At 75.5% G+C, this 20,598-nt stretch carries 21 protein-coding genes and 1 riboswitch; of the genes, 6 read left to right on the forward strand and 15 right to left on the reverse strand.

Annotated features, from left to right (window positions below):
- The 3 genes from ACFU5J_RS04240 to ACFU5J_RS04250 all read right to left on the reverse strand — a co-directional run bounded on the left by ACFU5J_RS04240 (position 1) and on the right by ACFU5J_RS04250 (position 3,154).
- On the reverse strand, positions 1-456 hold the full coding sequence (locus ACFU5J_RS04240) for a hypothetical protein (RefSeq protein WP_430577935.1): 456 nt from the start codon (positions 454-456) through the stop codon (positions 1-3).
- A 54-nt stretch (positions 457-510) separates the two neighbouring features.
- Positions 511-2,493 carry a DUF5107 domain-containing protein gene (locus ACFU5J_RS04245; RefSeq protein ID WP_430577936.1) on the reverse strand — a complete coding sequence of 661 codons (1,983 nt, stop codon included), beginning with the start codon at positions 2,491-2,493 and terminating at the stop codon, positions 511-513.
- 73 nt (positions 2,494-2,566) lie between these two features.
- Positions 2,567-3,154, reverse strand: a complete 588-nt coding sequence (locus ACFU5J_RS04250; protein ID WP_430574140.1) for a TetR/AcrR family transcriptional regulator — start codon at positions 3,152-3,154, stop codon at positions 2,567-2,569.
- A 106-nt stretch (positions 3,155-3,260) separates the two neighbouring features.
- Here ACFU5J_RS04250 and ACFU5J_RS04255 point away from each other — a divergent pair, with 106 nt between their 5' ends.
- Positions 3,261-3,647: a DUF1304 domain-containing protein gene (locus ACFU5J_RS04255; protein WP_430577937.1), complete on the forward strand. Its 387-nt coding sequence runs from the start codon at positions 3,261-3,263 to the stop codon at positions 3,645-3,647.
- A 49-nt stretch (positions 3,648-3,696) separates the two neighbouring features.
- A complete protein-coding gene (locus tag ACFU5J_RS04260) occupies positions 3,697-4,713 on the forward strand; it encodes an NADP-dependent oxidoreductase (RefSeq protein ID WP_430577938.1) in 1,017 nt (338 codons plus the stop codon).
- 6 nt (positions 4,714-4,719) lie between these two features.
- Here ACFU5J_RS04260 and ACFU5J_RS04265 read toward each other — a convergent pair whose 3' ends face one another.
- The 9 genes from ACFU5J_RS04265 to ACFU5J_RS04305 form a co-directional block, all read right to left on the reverse strand.
- A complete protein-coding gene (locus ACFU5J_RS04265; protein WP_430577939.1) occupies positions 4,720-5,451 on the reverse strand; it encodes a class I SAM-dependent DNA methyltransferase in 732 nt (243 codons plus the stop codon).
- A 58-nt stretch (positions 5,452-5,509) separates the two neighbouring features.
- Positions 5,510-5,995, reverse strand: a complete 486-nt coding sequence (locus ACFU5J_RS04270; RefSeq protein ID WP_430577940.1) for a hypothetical protein — start codon at positions 5,993-5,995, stop codon at positions 5,510-5,512.
- Between the two features lie 63 nt (positions 5,996-6,058).
- Positions 6,059-7,258, reverse strand: a complete 1,200-nt coding sequence (locus tag ACFU5J_RS04275) for an O-succinylhomoserine sulfhydrylase (RefSeq protein WP_430578026.1) — start codon at positions 7,256-7,258, stop codon at positions 6,059-6,061.
- Between the two features lie 74 nt (positions 7,259-7,332).
- Positions 7,333-7,809 (reverse strand): rhodanese-like domain-containing protein, encoded by a 477-nt coding sequence (locus tag ACFU5J_RS04280; RefSeq protein ID WP_430574145.1) that lies wholly within the window; start codon positions 7,807-7,809, stop codon positions 7,333-7,335.
- Positions 7,810-8,066: 257 nt separating this feature from the next.
- Positions 8,067-8,669, reverse strand: coding sequence for an OmpA family protein (locus tag ACFU5J_RS04285; RefSeq protein WP_430577941.1), 603 nt, complete (start codon positions 8,667-8,669; stop codon positions 8,067-8,069).
- A gap of 4 nt (positions 8,670-8,673) precedes the next feature.
- The gene (locus ACFU5J_RS04290) at positions 8,674-9,348 is read right to left on the reverse strand and encodes a hypothetical protein (RefSeq protein ID WP_430577942.1); all 675 of its coding nucleotides are present in this window, start codon (positions 9,346-9,348) and stop codon (positions 8,674-8,676) included.
- Positions 9,349-9,446: 98 nt separating this feature from the next.
- Complete coding sequence (locus tag ACFU5J_RS04295; RefSeq protein ID WP_430577943.1) at positions 9,447-10,040, reverse strand: hypothetical protein; 594 nt, start codon at positions 10,038-10,040, stop codon at positions 9,447-9,449.
- Positions 10,041-10,165: 125 nt separating this feature from the next.
- Entirely contained in the window at positions 10,166-11,368 is a 1,203-nt protein-coding gene (locus ACFU5J_RS04300) for a protein kinase (RefSeq protein WP_430577944.1), read from the reverse strand.
- Positions 11,368-12,024: an RNA polymerase sigma factor gene (locus ACFU5J_RS04305; protein ID WP_430574150.1), complete on the reverse strand. Its 657-nt coding sequence runs from the start codon at positions 12,022-12,024 to the stop codon at positions 11,368-11,370. The genes ACFU5J_RS04300 and ACFU5J_RS04305 overlap by 1 nt, the downstream gene beginning before the upstream one ends.
- A gap of 86 nt (positions 12,025-12,110) precedes the next feature.
- Positions 12,111-12,228: riboswitch (SAM riboswitch) on the forward strand.
- Between the two features lie 34 nt (positions 12,229-12,262).
- Here ACFU5J_RS04305 and ACFU5J_RS04310 point away from each other — a divergent pair.
- Positions 12,263-13,714, forward strand: a complete 1,452-nt coding sequence (locus tag ACFU5J_RS04310) for an aminotransferase class V-fold PLP-dependent enzyme (protein ID WP_430574151.1) — start codon at positions 12,263-12,265, stop codon at positions 13,712-13,714.
- Between the two features lie 78 nt (positions 13,715-13,792).
- Here ACFU5J_RS04310 and ACFU5J_RS04315 read toward each other — a convergent pair whose 3' ends face one another.
- From ACFU5J_RS04315 to ACFU5J_RS04325, 3 genes are all read right to left on the reverse strand, one after another.
- Complete coding sequence (locus ACFU5J_RS04315; protein ID WP_380327194.1) at positions 13,793-13,966, reverse strand: CsbD family protein; 174 nt, start codon at positions 13,964-13,966, stop codon at positions 13,793-13,795.
- 96 nt (positions 13,967-14,062) lie between these two features.
- Positions 14,063-14,719, reverse strand: a complete 657-nt coding sequence (locus ACFU5J_RS04320) for a hypothetical protein (RefSeq protein WP_430577945.1) — start codon at positions 14,717-14,719, stop codon at positions 14,063-14,065.
- A 100-nt stretch (positions 14,720-14,819) separates the two neighbouring features.
- Positions 14,820-16,295: an amidase gene (locus ACFU5J_RS04325; protein ID WP_430577946.1), complete on the reverse strand. Its 1,476-nt coding sequence runs from the start codon at positions 16,293-16,295 to the stop codon at positions 14,820-14,822.
- Positions 16,296-16,345: 50 nt separating this feature from the next.
- Between ACFU5J_RS04325 and ACFU5J_RS04330 the strand changes: the two genes are divergently transcribed.
- The 3 genes from ACFU5J_RS04330 to ACFU5J_RS04340 are packed head-to-tail and all read left to right on the forward strand — an operon-like array spanning position 16,346 to position 20,597.
- A complete protein-coding gene (locus ACFU5J_RS04330; RefSeq protein WP_430577947.1) occupies positions 16,346-16,909 on the forward strand; it encodes a GNAT family N-acetyltransferase in 564 nt (187 codons plus the stop codon).
- 52 nt (positions 16,910-16,961) lie between these two features.
- Positions 16,962-18,464 (forward strand): peptide MFS transporter, encoded by a 1,503-nt coding sequence (locus tag ACFU5J_RS04335; RefSeq protein WP_430577948.1) that lies wholly within the window; start codon positions 16,962-16,964, stop codon positions 18,462-18,464.
- Positions 18,465-18,482: 18 nt separating this feature from the next.
- On the forward strand, positions 18,483-20,597 hold the full coding sequence (locus ACFU5J_RS04340; RefSeq protein WP_430577949.1) for a CocE/NonD family hydrolase: 2,115 nt from the start codon (positions 18,483-18,485) through the stop codon (positions 20,595-20,597).
- Position 20,598 lies beyond the last annotated feature (1 nt).

Genomic DNA, 20,598 nt, shown 5'->3' on the forward strand with positions numbered 1-20,598 from the left:
TCAGCCGTTCCCGGCGTCCGTGATGCGCCACCCGTCGGCGTCGCGGGTGAGGAAGTAGGTCCACCAGTACCCGCCCTCGGGGATCGAGCCGTCGTCGGCGAAGAAACGCCAGTCGACGTCGAACCCCGCGTTCACGGCGCCCGTGCCGACGGTCTCGAGATCGGTGATCTCCAGGCTCGCGGCGTCGTGGCACATGGTCTCGGTGGTCGTCGCGAACGGGGGAGCCGTGAGCTCCTGCGCGGTGGCGCAGTCGTGCGCGTCCACGGCGGTCAGGTAGGCGCGCACGACGTCCTCGGCGGTGGCATCGGGCGGCGGCACCGCGACGTCCGCGGTCCGGGGCAGCGGGAAGACCTGCGCCACGCCCGTCACGACCACCGCGGCGACGACGGCGAGCGTCACCCACCAGCCCGCGCGCGGCCGTCGGCGCGGTGGGGTCCGGACCGTCTCCGTCGACATGACCGGAACATAGCGCCGCGGCCGACCTCAGGACACTCAGGACACTCAGGACACTCAGGACACCGCGGCACGCCCCTCCGACGACCCGTGCATCGAGAAGTCGAGCCGCTCGGGCAGGGCTGCGCCGCCGGCCGCGCGCTCCCAGAGCGCGGCGACGAGCGACTCGCCCTCGCGCAGGTTGGCGGGGACGACGTCGCCGGTCTCGAGGACGTGGCGGGCGGAGGCGCGGTCGTCCAGGCCGAGCAGCGCCTCGACCTCCGCGAGCCTGAACCGGGCGCGCTCGGACGCGGTGGCCTGCGCGGGCGGCTCCGCCGACGCGGCGCGCGCGAGCTGGAGCGCGCGGTCGTGCCGCCCGGAGTCGAGCAGGCGGCGCAGGGCTTCCAGCACGAGGGCGGGACGCTCGACGGAGCCCGGGCCGGCGAGGGCGAGGGCGGCGTCGAGCTCCCGGACCGCGGCGTCGGTGTCGCCCCGCCGCAGCGCGACGTGCGCGAGGGCGCGGTGCGCGGCGGCGCTCGGCGCGGCGTCCAGCGACGCGCGCAGGTGGCGTCCGGCCGTGTCCGGGTCCCCGTCGACGAGCTCGAGGACACCCAGGTGGTAGAGCGCGAACGCGTCGCCGTCGTGGGCTGCGTCCGCCAGCAGGTCGGCCCAGTGACCGCCCCGCACGTGCGCGCGGGCGTCGACGTCGGCCGGGGCGGTGCCGTCGGTCACGAGGCCCTGCCAGGGGCGGTGCGGGCCGTCGGCGACGTCGGGGAACGGCGTCGCCGTCTCGTCGACCCAGCCCGCGGGGCCGCGGAGCAGCGCCTCCACGTGCCCCCAGCCGGAGCCGACGGCGACGGTCTCGCCGGGCGCCTGGCGGGCGACCCGCGCCAGCTCGGCGTCGAGCGCCGCGAGGTCCGCGGCGGGCACGCGGGCCGACGCCGCGGCGCCGGCCCGGGCGAGCCCGTCCTCGGGGCCGGTGGTCGCCGGCACCGGGCCCAGGTCGACCCGCCCGAGCACCTCGGTCCAGGACCACTCCTCGCGCGCGCCCAGCTCGAGGTACTCGAACTGGGTGGTGGCGAGGCCCGCCTGGATCTCGGCGTACCGGCCGCCCTCGGGGGAGAGCCATTCCTGCCAGTGCCGCGACCCGCGGCCGGAGCCCCAGCAGAACAGCTTGCAGGCCGACAGCCGCGGGGTGCTGGCGTGCAGCAGCCCGGTACCCGCCGGGTCCACGGCCAGCACCCACGGCACGTCGACGCCCCGGCAGTCGACGAAGTAGTCCGCCGCGTCGGCGTGACGGCCCGGCCGGGTGATGTCCACGTCGCCGCGCCACGGCGCCGTGATCCCCGTGAGCCCGGTGGTGTAGTCGGAGAGGTACACGTCGCGCGCCGCCGCGAAGACGCGCGTGTCGTCCTCCTCCGGCACCGCGATGTTGGTCCACCAGTACATCGGCACCGGCACGTCGCCGGGGTTGGTCACGCGCACGTGCACCGCCAGCATCGTCGCGTCGTGGCCCAGGTGGACGTCGATCTGCACGACGACGCCGCGCACCCGCTCGTACTCCCACATCCGCAGGCCGGGCGCGCCGTCCGGACCGGCCACCACGGCCGCGTGCAGCGGGGAGCACGTCGTGGGGGAGTGCCCGCGCGTGCCGACGTTGAACTCGACCCCGCCGGCGAACCACGCGTCGCGCAGGGCCAGGTTCGCGGGCTGCAGCACCCGGTTCGCGTACACGAGGTCGGCGCCGGTGGGGACGTCGACGAGCGACCAGATCCGGCCCCCGAGCCCCGGCACCACCGTCGCCCGCAGGTGCGCGTTCTCCAGCACGACGACGTCGAGGCGGCCGGGCGTGCGGTCGCGGCCGTAGTCCGACTGCGGGTGGTACGGGAACACCCACGGCGGGGCCGCCGCCTCCACCCGGTCGGCGATGTCGGCGGGGACCGTGGTGCGGTCCGGGGGCTGGTGGGGCACCTTCTCCGGCTCGAGCGGGGGGAACGGGCCCTCCGCGCCGACCGCCGCCACCGGCAGCTCCATCGTCTCGTGCCGCAGGGTCGTGCTCATCGGCGTCCTCCCGGGATGCTGCGGCCCCGCGTCGCCGTCGAGCGCGTCCGCCGCGGCACGAGCATGCCACGGGTCAGCGGCGCGCGTCCTCGAGCAGCGCGACGGCGGTGTCCAGGCAGTGCAGGGCGCTGGGCGGGTCGACCCGCACGAGGGTGAACGCGCTGATCACGAGGGCCGTGCACACGTCGGCCAGCCGCCCGGCCTCGCTCGCCGAGGCGTCGGGGAGGGCGGCCGCGACCCCGCGGGCGAGGGCGTCGTGCAGCTCGGCGCGGTAGTCGGCGACGGTCTGGCGGACGGCGTCGTCGCGGGCGATCGGCGAGCTCGACGTGTTGACGAGCAGGCAGCCCGAGGTGCCCTGGACCTCGTCGGCGCGGGCGAGCGCCGCGCGCAGGCCCGTGAGGTAGGTGACGAGCGCCCCCGGGGCCACGTCGTCGGCGACGAGCGGGCCGAGGCGGGGCCGCACGATCTCGTCGAGGTAGCTCTGCACGGCGGCGTCGAAGAGCCCGCGCTTGGAGCCGAAGGCGTGGTAGATGCTCGACCGGTTCAGGCCGGTGGCCCGCTCGAGGGCGGGGACGGACGCCTCCGCGTAGCCCTCGCGCCAGAAGACCTCGCGGGCGGCGCGGACCACGTGCCCGGTCTCGAACCCTTGCGCCCTGCCCATCGTGCCTCCCGGTTTGTGGAACGGTCGGTCCAACTCTATGTTGTGAACCGTACGTTCCATAAACGACCGGGCGCCGAGGCGCCGGCAGGCATGCAGGGAGCAACCGATGGTCGCCACGGGACTGGTCCTGGCGGGAGTCGCCGCCGCGCTCCACGTCTACATCTTCTGGCTCGAGTCGCTCGCGTGGACCACGCCCCGGGCGCGGGCCACCTTCGGCACCACCGAGCAGGAGGCCGTCGCGACCCGGGAGCTGGCGTTCAACCAGGGCTTCTACAACCTGTTCCTCGCCGTCGTGACCGCGATCGGCATCGTGCTCGTCGCCGCCGGGACCACGGGGGCCGGCGCGGCCCTCGTCCTCGCCGGCACGGGGAGCATGCTCGCCGCGGCCCTCGTCCTGTTCCTGTCCTCGCCCGGCAAGCGCGGCGCGGCCGTCAAGCAGGGCACCGTGCCGCTGCTCGCCGTCGTCGTCCTCGTCGTCGGCCTCGCGCTCTGACCGGCGCGCCGCCCGTCACCACCCGCACCGGAAGAAGGCTCCACCCCGCATGTCCTCGATCGTCTCCACCCAGGTCCAGCTCGCCGCCCGCCCCACCGGGTGGCCCACGCCGGACGACTTCCGCACCGTCCAGGTCACGTACGGCGACCTGGAGCCCGGCCAGGTCCGCGTGGCCAACGAGTTCGTCTCCGTCGACCCGTACATGCGCGGGCGCATGAACGACGTGAAGAGCTACACCCCGCCGTTCGCGCTCGGGGAGACCATGACGGGCGGCGCGATCGGCCGCGTCGTCGGGTCCGCGTCGGACGACGTCCCGGTCGGCGCGGTGGTGCTGCACCAGCACGGCTGGCGCGACGTCGTCCAGGAGGACGCGCGCGGCTTCCGCGTCGTGCCGGAGCTGCCGGGCGTGCCCCTGTCGCTGCACCTGGGCATCCTCGGCATGACGGGCCTCACCGGGTACGTCGGGCTCACCGCGATCGCGGGCATGAAGCCGGGCGACACCGTCTTCGTCTCGGGCGCCGCGGGCGCCGTCGGCACCGCCGCGGGCCAGATCGCGCGGCTGCTGGGCGCGGGCCGGGTCGTCGGCTCGGCCGGGTCGCCCGAGAAGGTCGAGCTGCTCACGTCGAAGTACGGCTACGACGCGGCACTGAACTACAAGGACGCTCCCGTGCGGGAGCAGCTCCCCGGCCTCGTGCCCGACGGTGTCGACGTCTTCTTCGACAACGTCGGCGGCGACCACCTCACCGCGGCCCTCGACGTGATGAACGACGGCGGCCGCGTGGCGCTGTGCGGCGCCATCGCCGGCTACAACACCACCGACCGGATGCCCGGTCCGGACAACATGGCGAACCTCATCACCCGCGGGCTCATGCTCAAGGGCTTCACGCTCGCGGGCTACCTGGACCACGCGCCCGCGTTCGGCGAGCTCATGACCGGCTGGTTCGCGGACGGCAAGATCGCCTACGACGAGACCGTCGTCGACGGCATCGAGAACGCCCCGCAGGCGTTCGTCGACATGATGCGCGGCGCCAACACCGGGAAGATGGTCGTCCGCACGGCGCGCTGAGAGCCGTCAGCCGCGCTCGACCGCTCGCGCGACGAACACCCACTCCAGGCCGGGCCGGTCGGGGGCGTCGCGGACCTGCTCGACGACGAAGCCTCCGTCGTCCAGAGACGCCGTGAGCTCGTCGTGCCCCCGGAAGCGCAGCGTGGAGTCGGAGTGCAGCACGCGGCCGTCGGGCAGCACGAACGTGCCGCGGAAGGTCACGAGCGGCAGGGACACCTCGAGGAGGTCGGTCCAGCTCTCGACGACGCCGAACCCGGGCACGTCGGTGCGGGCGTGCGTGTGCTCGCGCGTCCAGCGCTCCCAGTACCGCCGGGCCGGGTCGCGGGTCTCGAAGACCAGGCGCCCGCCCGGCGCCAGCGCGGCGCGGACGCCCCGCAGGGTCGCGGCCCAGTCGTCGTCGGTGACGAACACCTGCGCCACGTTCGCCGTCATGGTGGCGAGGTCCACCTCCAGCGGCGGCAGGGTGGTGGCGTCGCCGTGCAGCCAGCGCACGCGGTCGGCGCCGGGCTTGCCCCGCGCGACGTCCAGCGACGCGCGCGCCGGGTCCACGCCCACGACGTCGACCCCCTCCGCCGCGAGCAGGACCCCGAACGTGCCGGTGCCGCAGCCGACGTCGAGCACCCGGCGCGCGCCCAGCTCGCGGGCGAGGGCCAGGTACGCGTCGAGGTCGCTGCGGTCCGGGTCGAGCGGGTCGTACAGCCGGGCCAGCGTGGGGTCGTCGAAGATCGCGTCGGGCACGGTCCGACGGTAGGCACCGCCCGTGCGGCCGGCCAGCGAATTCCGCGGGCGGCCAGGCTCAGCGCAGCCGCGTGTGCGTCATGACCCAGTTGACGGGCGCCCAGCTGTCGCCGCCGTCGAACGAGAAGTCCTGCTCCCACCGGGGGTGCTCGGAGGCCGTGTCGAGCCAGTGGAAGCGCGCGAGCAGCGTCCGGCCGTCGTGCTCGAACGGGCCGACGAAGGTGCCCGTGCCGTCCGTGAACCGCCCCTCGACCGGCGGGTCCAGCTCGCCCGGGTTGCCGGTCGACGCCCACCAGATCCGCCACAGGTCCCGCGACGGGTCGTAGAGGCGCAGGCTGTGCCCGCTGAACCGCGTCCCGTCCGGAAGGGTGCCCGTCGTGTCGTCGGCGTTCCCGAGACCGTCGAGGATGTGGCCGACCGTGGCCTCGGTCTCGAACTCGGTCCAGGTGTCCGAGGGGCCCGCCGGGTTCAGGGCGTCCCCGCGACGGCGATGGCGCACCCGCCACGAGCCGACGAGGAAGTCGAAGTCGTGCATCGAGCCCATGGGTCCTCCAGGTCGTCCGCGGGGCAGGGCCCGATCCTGGCAGGCGCCTCCGACAGGGCGACGTCAGGCGCGCAGCGCCTGCTCGACGTCCTCGAGGATGTCCCGCGGGTCCTCCAGCCCGATCGACAGCCGCACCGTCGTCTCGGCGATGCCGACCTTGGCGCGGCCCTCGGGGCCGAGCTTGCGGTGCGTCGTCGTGGCGGGGTGGGTGACGATCGACTTCGCGTCGCCGAGGTTGTTCGAGATGTCGACGATCTGCAGCGCGTCGAGAAAGGCGAACGTGCGCTTCTTCGCGGCCTCGGGGTCGGTGCCCTCGGGCACCGCGAGGTCGAACGTCACGACGGTGCCGCCGCCGGACTGCTGCGACAGCGCCAGCTCGTGCTGCGGGTGCGACGGCAGGTACGGGTAGCGCACGGCGGCGATCGCGTCGAGGCCCTCCAGCGCGGTCGCGATCTGGAGCGCGGCGGCGTTCTGCGCGCGGACGCGCAGGTCGAGCGTCTCGAGGCCCTTGGCGAGCACCCAGGCGTTGAAGGGGCTGAGCGACGGCCCGGTGTTGCGGATGAACGTCTGGACGGGGCCCTCGAGGAACTCCTTCGGGCCCAGGATGGCGCCGCCCAGCACCCGGCCCTGGCCGTCGATGTGCTTGGTGGCGGAGTAGACGACGATGTCGGCGCCGAGCGTCAGCGGCTGCTGCAGGACCGGGGTGGCGAACACGTTGTCCACCACCACCTGCGCGCCGGCGGCGTGCGCCAGCTCGGCCACGCGCCGCACGTCCACCAGGTCCTGCATCGGGTTGGACGGGGACTCGAAGAAGACGACGTCGGCGGGGGTCGCCAGCGCCTCCTCCCACTGCGACAGCACGTGGCCGTCCACGTAGTCGACCCGCACGCCCCACTTGGCGAGGATCTCCTCGTAGATGACGTTCGTGGAGCCGAACAGCGCCCGCGCCGAGACGATGCGGGAACCGCTGGAGACGAGCGCGGCGAGCGTCGTGAAGACCGCCGACATGCCGGACGCCGTCGCGTAGCAGGCCTCCGCGCCCTCGAGCAGCCGCAGCCGCTCCTCGAACGTGTGCACGGTCGGGTTGCCGTACCGGGAGTACACGAACCGCGACAGGTCGCCGTGGAACGACGCCTCGGCGTCGGCCGCCGTGTCGTAGGTGTAGCCCTGCGTGAGGAACAGCGCCTCGGACGTCTCCTGGTACTCCGAGCGCCGGTGGCCCCCGCGGACGGCGAGCGTCGCCGGGCGGGCGGTGGCGGGCAGGGGCCCGCGGCCCGAGCCGCCGTGGACGACGTCGTCGGCTGCCGGGCCGGTGGGGATGTCCCGGTTCCCGGCGCTCACGCGCGGGCCTCCGCCGCGTCGTCGGTGTCGTCGGCGTAGGTGCCCCAGGGCAGCCCGCGCACCTTCCAGCCCTCGCGGTCGCGGACGCCGTCGAAGCCGGGCCCGCCCTCGAAGCCCTCGAGGATGTTGTACGCCGGCCCGAGCCCGGCGGACGTCGCGAGGCGTGCGGCGCCGATCGAGCGCTGGCCGGAGCGGCACAGGAAGACGACCGGGGCGTCGGCGGTCACGCCGGCGCCGGCCAGGTCGGCGAGGAAGCCGGCGTTGGGGCGCCCGCCCGCCTGGACCCACTCGACGAAGACGGGGCGCTTGCCCGCGGCGGACGTGTCGGGCACGCCGATCGCGCGCCACTCGCCCTCGGTGCGCACGTCGACGAGGACGGCGGCGGGGTCGGTGGCGAGCAGGTCCCACGCCTGCTGCGGTGTGAGGTCGCCGGCGTAGCCGTCGGCGGGGCGGGGGTCGATCTGGGGCGTCATCGCGTTCCTCCCATCGGTCGTGGCGGTAGCACCCTCGTCCGGACCGTCCGCCGCCACGAGGACGACGACCGGCCCGCGGGTTGCTGCGGCGTCGACGTGCCACGTCACTCGGCCGCTCGGGATGGTCGTGGCGATCGTACGACAGCCGTCCGCGTGGTGGTCATGCGTCTCGCGAAGCGAACGGCCGTGCGCCGGAGGGCGGGCGCCCGCACGGGGTGCCCGCCCTCCCGGGGGGTGCGGCCGACGGGCCGCGGTCGTCAGCCGCCGTAGCGGAGCTCGACGCGCCGGTTCTGCGCGCGGGCGTCGGCCACGGCCTGGGCGTCGCCGGTCTCGGAGGCCTCGAGCCGGGACTCGCCGTACCCGTGGACCTCGAGCCTCAGGTCGCCGCGCGCGGCCTTGACCGCGCCGGCCACGGCCTTCGCCCGCCGCTCCGACAGCTTCTGGTTGAACGCGTCGGAGTCGACGGAGTCGGTGTGGCCGTCGACCGAGACGGTGGCGCCCTCGGGCACGTCCTGGACGAGGTCCGCGACCTTGGCCCTCGCCGCCTTCGACAGCGCGGACTCGCTGGGGTCGAACAGGATGTCCGACGACAGCGTCACGACGGTCTCGGCGCCGTCCGTCGTCGTGTCGTCGACGGAGAGGACGGAGCCCTCGGTCACGTACTCGGTGACCGACCGGACCATGTTCTCCTGCGACGGGTCGCCGAGGTCGAGCGCGCCGATGGCGGGCCAGGCGTAGCCGCCCGCCGGGTCGTCGTCGGCGGCGACGGCGGCCGGTGCGGCGGCGCCCAGGCCCGTCAGGACGGCTGCGGCCGCGGCGAGCGCGCGCCAGGGGTGTCGGGTGGGCAGGTGGGGTCGCATCGGCTCAGTCCTCGAAGGTCAGCGGGACGTCCTCGAACACCGGCATCGAGTCGGCGAGCTTGACGTCGACGGCGGTGATGTCGTCCTCGGGCGCCGCGAAGAACGCCTGGTAGCCGACGGACTGGCCGGGCAGAGCCGTCGTGAAGACGGGGTCGGACCGGTACCACCGGCCGCCCCCGTCGGCCTCGAGCACGCTGTACTCCTTGAGGTTCTCGCGGTCGATGAGGGTGAGGGCGGGGGCCTCCCCGGTGGCGTCGTAGAACGACGCGGGCTGGCCGCCGTCGTCGAACTCGGGGGTCATGACGAGCCGCAGCTCCGTCGTGCGCCCGGAGACCACGACGGACTCGACGCCGATGCGGACCTTCTTGTCCTCGGTCCCCGGGACGGTGAAGGTGGCGTCCGCGATCACGTCGTCGGGGTCGGGGAAGTCGACGCCGGGTCGGCCCGAGCCCCCGCCCGATCCCTCGCCCGATCCCTCGCCCGATCCCGTGGTCGAGTCGTTCGAGGCCGGGTCCGCGTCGTCCTCCCCGTCCGCGGCGGGCGACGTCGTCGCGCCGTCCGTGACCTGGGCGGTGGCGCCGGCGTCGTCGAACCCGGCGGCGTCGCCCGGGGAGCAGGCGGCGAGGGCGAGCAGGCTCACGACGGCCAGGGGGGCCAGTCGCAGGGGGGAGATTCGCATGATCTGTCCTGTCGGTGAGGTCGTTCGGGACGTGCCTGTCAGGGAGTGCCGGCCGCCGGGCCGGATACATGCCGCGGCGTGCGCGGGGCGGGAGCCGCTCAGTCGTCGTCCTCGCCGAAGTGCGCGACGTGGGCGTGCTGGTGGTGCGCGACGTACAGCCGCAGCTCGACGTCGCGGCCGTCGGCCATCGTGCCGAGGACGCGGTCGATGCGGTCGGACTCGCGGTCGGCGGCGTCGACGACGACGCCGGCGTGCTCCTTCGTGTCGGCGCCCGACCAGGTGTCGCGCTCGGCGAGCGCACGCTCCGCGCCGGCGACGCCCGCGGCGAGGTCGGTGCCGGTGAGCTTCTCCACCTGCGTGCGGTCGAGGGTGATGACGGTCTTGTAGCCGTCGGAGTAGCGCACCGTGTACGCCGACGCGTCCTTCGCCGACGCCTTCACCGACGCCTTCGCCGACGCCTTCGCCGACGCCTTCGCCGACGCCTTCGCCGACGCCTTCGCCGACGCCTTCGCCGACGCCTTCGCCGACGCCTTCGGCTCGGCCTTCGAACCCGTCCTGACCTGCGCCTGCGCGCCCGTTGCCGGGGCCCCCGCGTCGTCGAACCCGGCGTCCGGGCCCGGGGCCGCGCAGGCACCCAGGGCGAGCAGGCCGGCGAGGGCGATCGGCGTGAGTCGGCGGGGAAGGTGTCGCATGGTGTCTCCTGTCGATGGGGTCAGCGGGATCGCTGCTGACACCCGTGAGTCGGAGGCGACGGACGAAAGGTTGCACGCGGACCCGGATCGGTTCCTGCCGGCCTCGCCGTCGGGGCCCCGGAGGGTCACGACCCGGCGGCGACCTCGAGGCGGTGGACGGCGGTGATCGGCGTCCCGTCGGGGGCGCGGGCGTCCAGCACGACCTCCGCGGAGCCGGCCCGGTTGGCGGTGAGCTCCACGGTCTCCTCGTCCGTCGCGTAGGCGCCGTTGGGGAGCGTCCAGACCCAGTGCGCGGCGCCGGCGACGTCCGCCGTGAGCGTCACCGGCGTCCCGACCGTCGCCGTCGCCGGACCGGAGATCGACACGCTGGCCCCGCCCGAGGCCGACGACGGGTGGTCGTCCAGCCAGAGCGTGCCGCCGACGCCGGCGCCGAGACCGAGCGCGGCACCCGCCACGGCGGCGACGACGGCGCGCGCGGGGCGGCGGCGCCCACGTCCCGCGGGCGTGCCCGTGCCCGTGCCGTGCGCCGGGTCGAGGGCGCGCTCGACGTCGGCCAGCCAGGCGGCCGCGTCGGGGTGCCGCCTGGCGGGGGAGCCGGCGAGGCTGCGGCCCAGCGCGGTCGTGAGGGCGCGGGGCGGCGAGGCGCCCTCGGTGAGCCAGGTGACCAGGGCGGACATCGCCCACAGGTCGGCGCGCGTGTCGACGGTGCCGGGGCCGTCCTGCTCGGGTGGCCGGAAGCCCTCCGTCCCGCCCGCGACGGTCAGCCCGGAGCTGAGCGCCAGGTCCTTGCACATGCCGAGGTCGGCCACGACGAGCCGCTCGTCGGCCCGCACGACGGACGAGGCGGCGCCGTCGCCGGCGCCGTCCGGGCTGGTGCGCAGCAGCACGTTGCCGGGGCTGAGGTCGCGGTGCACGAGCTGCGCGGCGTGCACGGCCTCGACCGCCGCGGCGAGCCCGCGGGCGACGGCGAGCACGTCGGCCGGCGTCGCGGTCCACCCGTCGGCGCGCAGCGCGCCGACGCGCTGCGCCAGCGTGCCGCGGTCCGCGTGCTCCAGCACCAGGTACGGCTGCTGGCGGTCGCTCTCGCCGATGTCGTGCACGGCCACCACGTGCGGGCTCGCCACCCGGCGCAGCGCGCGGCCCTCGGCGATGAACCGCTCGCGGATCTCCGGGTTCAGGCTGTGGTTCTCCGCGAGGACCTTGACCACGACGACGTCGTCGAGCCGTTCGTCGACGGCGCGGTGCACGGTGGCGAACGACCCTGCGCCGATCACCTCGCCCACCCGGTACCGGCCGAGGAGCCGCTCGTTCGCGCCGGCCCCGGCCATCAGGGCACGCCCCCGAGCGCCGCCGCCACGAGGGCGCGGCCCCGGGAGATCTGGGACTTCACCGTGCCGACGCTGCGCCCGAGGCGCTCGGCGACGTCGGCGTACGGCAGGCCCTCGATGTCCCGCAGCGTGACGGGCTCGCGGTAGAGCTCGGGCAGCGCGGCGAGCGCGTCGCGCACCGTGGCGCGGGTCGCGAGCAGGGAGCTCATCCGCTCGGACGGGCCGACGTCGTCGTCGGGCAGCGTCGTGGTGGCCCGCTGCCGGCGCAGGTGGTCCACCACCCGGTGGCGGACGATGCCGTGCACCCACGTCGTGACCCGCGACCCGCCCGCGAACGACCGGACCGACGTGGCCACGGAGATGAGGACGTCCTGGCCGACGTCGTCGACGGCCGCCTCGTCGAGCAGCGAGCTGCGCACGAACCGCTGCACGACGCCGGACTCGTCCAGCTGCTCCACCAGCAGCTCCGTGGCGAGCGCGGAGCCGCCGGCGGCGCGGTGCGCGAGCAGGTCGAGCACGTCGGCCGCCTCGTCGCCGGCCGCGGCGCGGGCCGCGTGCCGGGCGCCCTGGGCGTCGCCGGCGTCGAGCGCGTGGGCCACCTCTCCGACGAGGTCCCCCGGGGGCGCGCCTGGGGGCGGGGTGGTCCGGCTGGGCATGCCGTCAGCCTCTCACGCGACCGCATCGTGAGAACTCCGGGGGCCCCGCTTGACGGGGTCGTGGTGCCCCCGCACGATGGTCCGCAGGTCATGAGTGCCAGCGCGAAGCCCCGGCTCGCTGGCCGGCAACCCTCCTCTCGCGGCGGGGTGCCCCGGGTGACGACCTGGCCCCCGCGCCGTCCGGCGCGCGGGCAAGCGCGGGGAGCCACCTCCCCGGCACGACCGAGGAGGACCACGCATGACCACTCTCGCCACCGCGCCCGCCGTCCTGCCGGACGCCGCGCCCACCGCCCCGCCCGTGCACGACGTCGCGCCCGTCCTGCCCGTCGTCGGCGCGGACACGCTCGTCCCGCTCGTGGACGGCCGCCGGGTGCCGTACGCCAACCTCGACGTCGCGGCGTCGGCCCCCGCGCTGCAGGCCGTCGCCGACCGCGTCGCGCGCGTCCTGCCGCTGTACGCCAGCGTGCACCGCGGCGCCGGCTACCTGTCGCAGGTCTCGACGGCGCTCTACGAGACCGCCCGCCGCACGATCGGCGCGTTCGTCGGCGCCCGCGAGGACGACCTGACGATCGTCACCCGCAACACCACCGACTCGCTCAACCTGCTCGCGGGCTGCGTGCCCGCCGACCCGGTGACGGGCGAGCCGGGTCGCGTCCTCGTGCTCGACATCGAGCACCACGCCAACCTGCTGCCCTGGCAGCGCGTCACCGACGCCACGGTCGTGACCGGCGGGCCGTCCGTGTCGGCCACGCTGGCGGAGATCGAGGAGGAGCTGGCCGCGGGGGTCGCCACCGGCCGCCCCTACGCCCTCCTCGCGCTCACCGGCGCCTCCAACGTGACGGGCGAGGCGCTGCCGGTGGCCGACGTGGTCGCCGCGGCCCACGGCGCGGGCGCGCGGGTCGTGCTCGACGGCGCGCAGCTCGTGCCGCACCGCCGCTTCTCCCTCGCGGGCACCGGCGTCGACTACGTCGCCTTCTCCGGGCACAAGACGTACGCCCCGTTCGGCGCGGGCGCCCTGGTCGGGCGGCGCGACTGGCTCGACGCCGGCACTCCCTACCTCGCGGGCGGCGGCGCCGTGCGCCGCGTGCGCACCACGAGCACCGACTGGCACGAGGGCCCCGCCCGGCACGAGGCAGGCTCGCCCAACGTCATCGGCGCGGTGGCGCTCGCGGCCGCGTGCGACGAGCTCGCCGCGCTGGACGCGCGCTCCGCCGTCGAGCACGAGGACGCCCTGCGCCACCGGCTCGTGGAGGGGCTGGGCGCCCTCGACCGCGTCGAGGTCGTGCACGTGTGGGACGACGCCGTCGACCCCGTGGGCGTCGTGACGTTCACCGTCACCGGCTACGACCCGGGCCTTGTCGCCGCGTACCTGTCGGCCGAGCACGGCATCGGCGTGCGCGACGGCCGGTTCTGCGCGCACCCGCTGCTCGGGCGGCTCGGCTTCGACGCCGGCGCCGTGCGCGCGTCGGTGGGCCTGGGGACCGCGGGCGAGGAGGTCGAGCGGCTCGTCGCCGCCGTCGGCGCGCTCGTCACCGCGGGGCCGCAGGCGCAGTACGACGTGGTGGACGGCCTGTGGGTCGTGGTCGACGACCCGCGCCCCGTGCCCGACGGCTCCGGCCTCGAGGGGCTGCTCGCCACCGCCGCGCTCGGCGCGGACGAGGCCTTCGGCTGCCTGCCCGACGACCTCTGACGGTCCGGGGCGCGCCGAGGGCCCGGGAACGACGACGGGGTGCCACCGTGCTGGTGGCACCCCGTCGTCCGCAGTCGGTCAGCCCTTGAACGCGTCCTTCGCGTCGTCCCCCGCCTGCTTGAGGTTCGCGCTGGCCTGCTGGGCCTTGCCCTCGGCCTCTTTCTTCTCGTCGTCGGTGAGCTTGCCCGCTGCTTCCTTGACCTTGCCCTCGGCCTCCTCGGCGAGGTGCTTGGCCTTGTCACCCAGTCCCATCGGGGCTCCTTCCGTCGGACGAACAACCTCAGGAACCGAACGTAGGCGGCCGTCCGCACGCTCGCACCCGGGCGTCTCAGCCCGTGGGCCGCGGCGTCAGGCGGCGACCGCGAACGCCACGCAGAGCGCGGCGACGGTGAGGTCGAGCCCGATGCACCACACGGCGAGGGAGCGGTGCACGACGACGTCGCGGCGGTAGTGCACCAGGTCCCACGCGACGTGCGCGGCGAGGGCCACGGCCGCGACGACGAGCCCGACGCGCGGCGGCATCGCCACCGCGGCGATCGCGACCCCGTAGTACGCGGCCATCGCGACGGCCTGCGCGAGGGTGGTCGGGCGGCGGCGGGCGAGCCCGTAGACCAGGAAGGCCAGGCCGACGACCCCGAACGACGCCCAGCGCGGCACGCCGGCGTACTCGAGGAACGGCAGGACGCTGGCCACCGGGACCATCGCCCAGCCCACCCAGCGGCGGCCGGTGGCGGCGGCCGCGAGGTAGCAGACCGCGGCGACGCCGACGGCGGTGGCCGGCACGGCGGCGGTGGTGGTCTCGGCGGGGGAGCCGCCGGCCGCCTCCCCCTCGGCGCCCAGGCCGAGGACGATGCCCAGGCCGGAGACGATCCCCACGACGATCCACAGGGCGTTGACCCACCAGCGCGTGGTCGCGGGCGTCCCGCGGGCGCCGCCCTCGGTGGTCGTGTCGAGTCGTGCTGCCTGCGGTGCTGCCTCGAACGATGCTGCTTCGGACTCCGGCATGGCGTTCACTCCCTTGTGTACCCCAGAGGGGTATATACCCCTCTGGGGTACCGTAGCGCGGACGGCGCGCGAAGGGAAGGGGTGGGCGCGGACCGGGCTGTCACCAGGCCGGCGGGCGCCGATCCGGCCAGCGCAGCCGGTCCTCGAGCTGCGCGGCGAGCGCGAGGAGGGTCGGCTCGCCCCCGGGACGGCCGATCACCTGCACGCCCATCGGCAGGCCGTCGTCGGTCCAGCGGGTCGGCACGGTGATCGCGGGCAGGCCCGCCACGTTGAGCATCGACGTCCACGGCGTGTACTGGCACTGCTGCTCGAAGTTGCGCTCCGGGTCCTCGGCGTCGAACCAGCCGACGGGCCGCGGCGTCAGCGCGAGCGCCGGCGTGACGACGGCGTCGAACCGCGACACCTGCGCCACGAGGCGGCGCTCGAAGGCGGTGAGCGCGCGCAGCGCCTCCGCGACCTGCCGCGCGGGCACCTCGCGGCCGCGCCCGATCAGCCAGCGGGTGAGCGGCTCGAGCCGGTCGAGGCGCTCGGGGTCGTCGAGGGGCACGGCCGAGGCGCCCGCCATCCACAGGGTGCGGAAGGCGGGGCCGTACGCCGGGTCCGGCTCGAGCGCCAGGCCCTCGATCTCGTGCCCGAGCCCGGCGAGCGCGGCGACGCCCGCGTCCAGCGCGGCCCGTGCGGCGTCGGACGTCGTGATGGCGTAGAAGTCGTCCCACGCCGAGTCGGTCGTGACGCCGACGCGGAACCGCCCGCGCACGTCCTCGCCGCCGCTGCCTGCCACCTCGCCCCGGCGCGCCGCGGCCAGGTAGTCGCCGGCGCGGGCGGACGGCGCCCGCAGCGTCAGCGGGTGGGCGACGCGGCCGTCGGGAGTCCAGGTGAGCATGCCCTCGAGCAGCAGCGCGGCGTCCTCTGTCGTGCGGGCGAGGGGGCCGTTGACGACCAGGCCGCCCAGGGACTCCTGCCCGGACCCGGCCGGCACCAGGCCGCGGCTGGGCTTGAGCCCGACGACGCCGCACGCCGCCGCGGGGATGCGCACCGAGCCGCCGCCGTCCGACCCGGCCGCGCACGGCAGCAGGCCCGCCGCGACGGCCACCGCGGCGCCGCCGCTCGACCCGCCCGCCCCGAGGGAGGGGTCCCACGGGTTGCGGGCCACCGGCCCGGCGAGCGGCTCCGTGTAGGCGGGGAAGCCGAGCTCGGGCGCCGTCGTGCGGCCGAGGCTGACCATGCCGGCGGCGTCGAGGACCTCGACGATCTCGTCGCTCACGGGCGGCACGACGGCGTCGTCGCCCGCGAACGCGCGGGAGCCGAACCCGGCGGGCACGCCGGCGCGCATCCACAGGTCCTTGTCCCCGCCCGGCAGCCCCCACAGGACGGCGCGGCCGTGCGCGCCGTCGCGCTCGAGGCCCGCCGCCCGCGCGCGGGCGGCGTCCGGCGTGACGGTGACGAACGCCCCCAGGTCCGGGTTGGCGCGCTCGATCCGGGCCAGGAAATGGTCGGCCACCTCCGTCGGGGTGAGCTCTCCCGCGCGCAGCAGGTCGCGCAGCCGGGTGGCGGTCATCTCGTGCAGCTCGTCCATGTCTGCACGCTACCCATCGGCCCGCGCCCGTCGTCGGCGAGGATGGTCCCGTGACCCACGACCTCGTCCTCGCCGGCCACGGCGTGCGCCTCGAACCCCTCGAGCCGCGGCACGCCGCGGCGCTGTTCCCCCTCGTCGACGCCGACCTCTGGTTCGGCATGACGTCGCCCGTCCCCGTGACTGTCGCGGACCTCGAGGCGTGGATCGTGTCGGGCGTCACCACGCCGGGCACGACGGCGTTCGCGGTCGTCGGCGCCGACGGGACCGTCCGCGGGTCCACCCGCTTCTACGACCGGGCCGCGGGCCGCGTCGAGATCGGCACCACGTTCTACGGTCGCGGCTGGTGGGGCGGCACCACGAACCCGGCGTGCAAGCTCCTGCTGCTGCGGCACGCGTTCGAGGAGTGGGGGCTGCGCCGCGTCGCGCTGCGCGCCGACTCCCGCAACGCCCGGTCGTGCGCGGCCATCCAGCGGCTCGGGGCGAAGCCGGAGGGCGTGCTGCGCAAGCATCGCGTCGCCGCCGACGGCACGGTGGGGGACACCGCGTACTTCTCGATCGTCGACGACGAGTGGCCCGCCGTCCGCGCCGGCCTCCTGGAGCGCCTGGCGCGCTGACCGGACGGGTGCTCGACAGGTCGGCGGCGAGCAGTGGTGGGAGCCTGGACGGGTGACCACCGAGGACGCCGCCACGGCCGATCCCGCCCCGGGCCCCGACGAGCGGGACGACCGGGGATTCTTCGGCCACCCCCGTGGCCTGTCGACGCTGTTCGGCCTCGAGGTGTGGGAGCGGTTCTCGTTCCTCGGGATGCAGGCGATCCTCGTCCTGTACTTCACCGCGACGGTGGCCGACGGCGGCCTGGCCATGGAGTCGGGCAACGCGGCGTCGATCGCGGCGGGCTACGGCACGATGGTCTACCTCGTGTCGGTGGGCGGCGGCTGGGTGGCCGACCGGGTGCTCGGCTCGTACCGGAGCGTCCTGTGGGGCGGCATCCTCATCGCCGCCGGCCACTACACGATGGCGATCCCCGCCGAGGCGTCCACGTGGGCCGGCCTGGTCCTCATCAGCCTCGGCACCGGCCTGCTCAAGCCGAACGTGTCGACGCTGGTCGGCAAGCTGTACTCCACCGACGACGACCGCCGCGACGCCGGCTTCGCGCTCTACTACATGGGCATCAACGTGGGCGCGTTCTTCGGCCCGCTGGTGACGGGCTGGCTGGGCGCGGAGATCGGGTGGCACTGGGGCTTCTCGGCCGCCGCGATCGGCATGACGGCCGGGCTGATCCAGTACGTCGCGGGCCGCCGTCGCATCCCGGGGTACGGGCGCGGGGCCGAGGCGCCGCTGCCGCCCGACGCCGCCCGGCGGATGCGCTGGATCCTCGTCGGCGCGGGCGCCCTCGTCGTGGTCGTGCTGGTGGTGCTGGCGCTGCTCGGGCGGCTGGACGTCGACGGCATCGTGGACGCCCTGACCGTGATCGCGATGGTCGCTCCCGTCGTCTACTTCACGGTGATGTTCCGCAGCCCGCGGGTCACCGGCGCCGAGCGGGGGCGGCTGCGGCCGTTCCTCGTGCTGTGGCTCGCGTCCGTCGCCTTCAACTTCGTGCTGTTCCAGGCGTACTCCGTGCTCATCCTGCTGGCCGAGGACCACGTGGAGCGCACCATCTTCGGCTGGGACGTGCCGTCGGCCTGGTTCAGCTCCTACCTCGGTGCCGCGGAGGTGCTGGTCGCGCCGCTCGTCGCGGCGCTGTGGACGTGGCTGGGGCCGCGGCAGCCGCACGCGTCCAAGAAGGTCGCGTTCGGGGCCCTCCTCGGCGGCCTGTCCTACCTGGTCCTCGTGCCGGCGGTGAGCGGGCAGTCCGGCGACTGGCGCATCGCCGTCTGGTGGCTGCTGGTCTCCCTGACGCTGCTGGGCCTCGGCGACGTGCTGCTGCAGACCACCGGCCTGTCCGCCACGACCAAGCTCGCCCCCGCCGCGTTCTCCAGCCAGTCGATGGCGGTGTGGTTCCTGTCGATCGCGCTGGCCAACGGCATCCAGGCGCAGACGGTCCGGTTCTACGGCGAGGTGCCCGACGGCGTCTACTTCGCCGTGAACGGTGCCGTGCCGGTGGTGGTCGCGATCGTCGTCCTCGCCCTGTCGCCGTGGATGAAGCGCACCATGCACCCCGTCCACTGAGCGCTCCCCGGAGGCACCATGCGATACGTCACCGACCTGCCCCACGAGACCCGCGTCGAGGACCTCTGGATCCCGCTGGCCGACGGCACCCGCCTCGCCGCGCGGGTCTGGCGGCCGGTCGACCCGGCGCCGGTCCCGGCGATCCTCGAGTACCTGCCCTACCGGCTGTCCGACTGGACCGCGCCGCGCGACGCCCAGCGGCACCCGTACTACGCCGGCCACGGGTACGCGTCGGTGCGGGTCGACATCCGCGGCAGCGGCAACAGCGACGGGCACCAGGACGACGAGTACTCGCCCACCGAGCTCGCGGACGGCGTGGCCGTGGTCGAGTGGCTGGCCGCGCAGGACTGGTGCGACGGGTCGGTCGGGATGTTCGGCATCTCCTGGGGCGGCTTCAACTCGCTGCAGGTCGCCGCCCTCGCCCCGGAGCCGCTCAAGGCGATCGTCACCGTGTGCTCCACCGACGACCGGTACGACAACGACGTGCACTACACGGGCGGCTCCGTGCTCGCCGTCGACATGCACGCCTGGGCGGCCACGATGCTCGCGTTCTGCTCCCGGCCGCCGGACCCGGCGTACGTCGGCGAGGGGTGGCGCGAGCAGTGGCTCGACCGGCTGGAGCACACCGAGCCGTTCGTGCACACGTGGCTCGCGCACCAGACGCGCGACGACTACTGGCGCCACGGCAGCGTCATCGAGGACTACTCCGCGATCTCGGCCGCGGTCCTCGCCGTCGGCGGCTGGAACGACCCGTACCGCGACACCGTGCTGCGGCTCGCCGCGGCGGGCGACGACGGCGCGCTGCGCGCCCCGGTGCGCGGCATCCTCGGCCCGTGGTCGCACCAGTACCCGGACCGCGGCCTGCCGCCGGGCCCCGCCATCGGCTTCCTGCAGGAGACGCTGCGCTGGTGGGACCACTGGCTCAAGGGCGCCGACCGGGGCGTCCTCGACGACCCGCCCCTGCGCGCCTGGGTGAGCGAGTCGGTGCCGCCCGCCACGGTCTACGACGAGCTGCCCGGCCGGTGGGTGGGCGAGCCGTCGTGGCCGTCGCCGCACGTGGCCGTGCGCGAGCTGCCGCTCGCCGCCGGACGGGACGACGACGTGCCCGCCGCGGCCCTGCGCACCACGGCCCCGACGGTGGAGGCGCTCGCGGGCGGCCACCCGGTGCCGACGTCGTGGCTGGTGGACTCGCCCTCGCACACGGGGGTGGACGCCGGCCGGTTCTTCCCGTTCGGCAACGCCGGCGACCTGCCCCCGGACCAGCGCGAGGAGGACGGCCGCTCCCTCTGCTTCGACTCCGCGCCCCTCGACGAGCCGCTGGAGATCCTCGGCCGCGCCCGGGTCCGCCTGCGCCTGACCTGCTCGGGGTCGAAGGGTCAGGTCGTGGCGCGGCTGTGCGACGTCGGCCCGGACGGTGCGTCCACCCTGGTCACGCGCGGCGTGCTCAACCTGTCGGCGCGCCGCGGTCGGGACCGCGTGACGTCGTGGACGCCGGGCGCCACGGAGGAGGTGTCGTTCGAGCTCACCGGCACCGGGTACGCGCTGGCGCCGGGGCACCGGCTGCGGCTCGCGGTGTCGTCCGCCTACTGGCCGTGGGTGTGGCCGCAGCCGGGCGGCGCGGTGCTGGCCGTCGCGGTGGGCGACGGCGCCGTCGAGCTGCCGGTGCACGACCGCGCCGCCGCGCACCCGCCCGTGGCCTTCGAGGAGCCGGAGCAGACGCCGCCGCTGGGGGTGGTCTTCGGCGACGCGGACGAGGCCCGGCCCGAGCGCCGCGTGGTGCGCGACGTCGCCGAGGGGGCGTGGCTGCTCGAGGTGGACCCGCGCTACGGCGGCACCCGCACCTACCCGGACGGCCTCGAGTTCACCGAGGACGCGCTGGAGCGGTACTGGATCGGCCCGGACGCGACGAGTGCCAGGACCCGCTCGGACTGGACCGTGCGGCTGCGGCGCGCCCCCGGCGACCCGCTGCCGGCGGGCCTGCCGGGCGGCTGGGACGCGAGCGTCGTCACCCGGTCGGAGATCACCTGCGACGAGCACGCGTTCGTCACCGAGAACGAGGTGGTCGCGCGCGACGGCGACGAGGTGGTCTTCGAGCGGCGCTGGACCCGCACGATCCCGCGCACCGCGGGCTGAC

The sequence above is a fragment of the Isoptericola sp. NPDC057559 genome, from assembly GCF_042801555.1.
In the GTDB taxonomy this organism is placed as follows: Bacteria; Actinomycetota; Actinomycetes; order Actinomycetales; family Cellulomonadaceae; genus Isoptericola.

Coding starts and splice junctions, on each gene's coding strand:
- ACFU5J_RS04255 (WP_430577937.1), top strand. CDS start 3,261: ATGGTCGCCACGGGACTGGTCCTGGCGGGAGTCGCCGCCGCGCTCCAC.
- ACFU5J_RS04290 (WP_430577942.1), bottom strand. CDS start 9,348: ATGCGAATCTCCCCCCTGCGACTGGCCCCCCTGGCCGTCGTGAGCCTG.
- ACFU5J_RS04280 (WP_430574145.1), bottom strand. CDS start 7,809: ATGACGCCCCAGATCGACCCCCGCCCCGCCGACGGCTACGCCGGCGAC.
- ACFU5J_RS04300 (WP_430577944.1), bottom strand. CDS start 11,368: ATGGCCGGGGCCGGCGCGAACGAGCGGCTCCTCGGCCGGTACCGGGTG.
- ACFU5J_RS04240 (WP_430577935.1), bottom strand. CDS start 456: ATGTCGACGGAGACGGTCCGGACCCCACCGCGCCGACGGCCGCGCGCG.
- ACFU5J_RS04245 (WP_430577936.1), bottom strand. CDS start 2,493: ATGAGCACGACCCTGCGGCACGAGACGATGGAGCTGCCGGTGGCGGCG.
- ACFU5J_RS04270 (WP_430577940.1), bottom strand. CDS start 5,995: ATGGGCTCGATGCACGACTTCGACTTCCTCGTCGGCTCGTGGCGGGTG.
- ACFU5J_RS04285 (WP_430577941.1), bottom strand. CDS start 8,669: ATGCGACCCCACCTGCCCACCCGACACCCCTGGCGCGCGCTCGCCGCG.
- ACFU5J_RS04340 (WP_430577949.1), top strand. CDS start 18,483: ATGCGATACGTCACCGACCTGCCCCACGAGACCCGCGTCGAGGACCTC.
- ACFU5J_RS04310 (WP_430574151.1), top strand. CDS start 12,263: ATGACCACTCTCGCCACCGCGCCCGCCGTCCTGCCGGACGCCGCGCCC.
- ACFU5J_RS04320 (WP_430577945.1), bottom strand. CDS start 14,719: ATGCCGGAGTCCGAAGCAGCATCGTTCGAGGCAGCACCGCAGGCAGCA.
- ACFU5J_RS04305 (WP_430574150.1), bottom strand. CDS start 12,024: ATGCCCAGCCGGACCACCCCGCCCCCAGGCGCGCCCCCGGGGGACCTC.
- ACFU5J_RS04325 (WP_430577946.1), bottom strand. CDS start 16,295: ATGGACGAGCTGCACGAGATGACCGCCACCCGGCTGCGCGACCTGCTG.
- ACFU5J_RS04295 (WP_430577943.1), bottom strand. CDS start 10,040: ATGCGACACCTTCCCCGCCGACTCACGCCGATCGCCCTCGCCGGCCTG.
- ACFU5J_RS04250 (WP_430574140.1), bottom strand. CDS start 3,154: ATGGGCAGGGCGCAAGGGTTCGAGACCGGGCACGTGGTCCGCGCCGCC.
- ACFU5J_RS04260 (WP_430577938.1), top strand. CDS start 3,697: ATGTCCTCGATCGTCTCCACCCAGGTCCAGCTCGCCGCCCGCCCCACC.
- ACFU5J_RS04315 (WP_380327194.1), bottom strand. CDS start 13,966: ATGGGACTGGGTGACAAGGCCAAGCACCTCGCCGAGGAGGCCGAGGGC.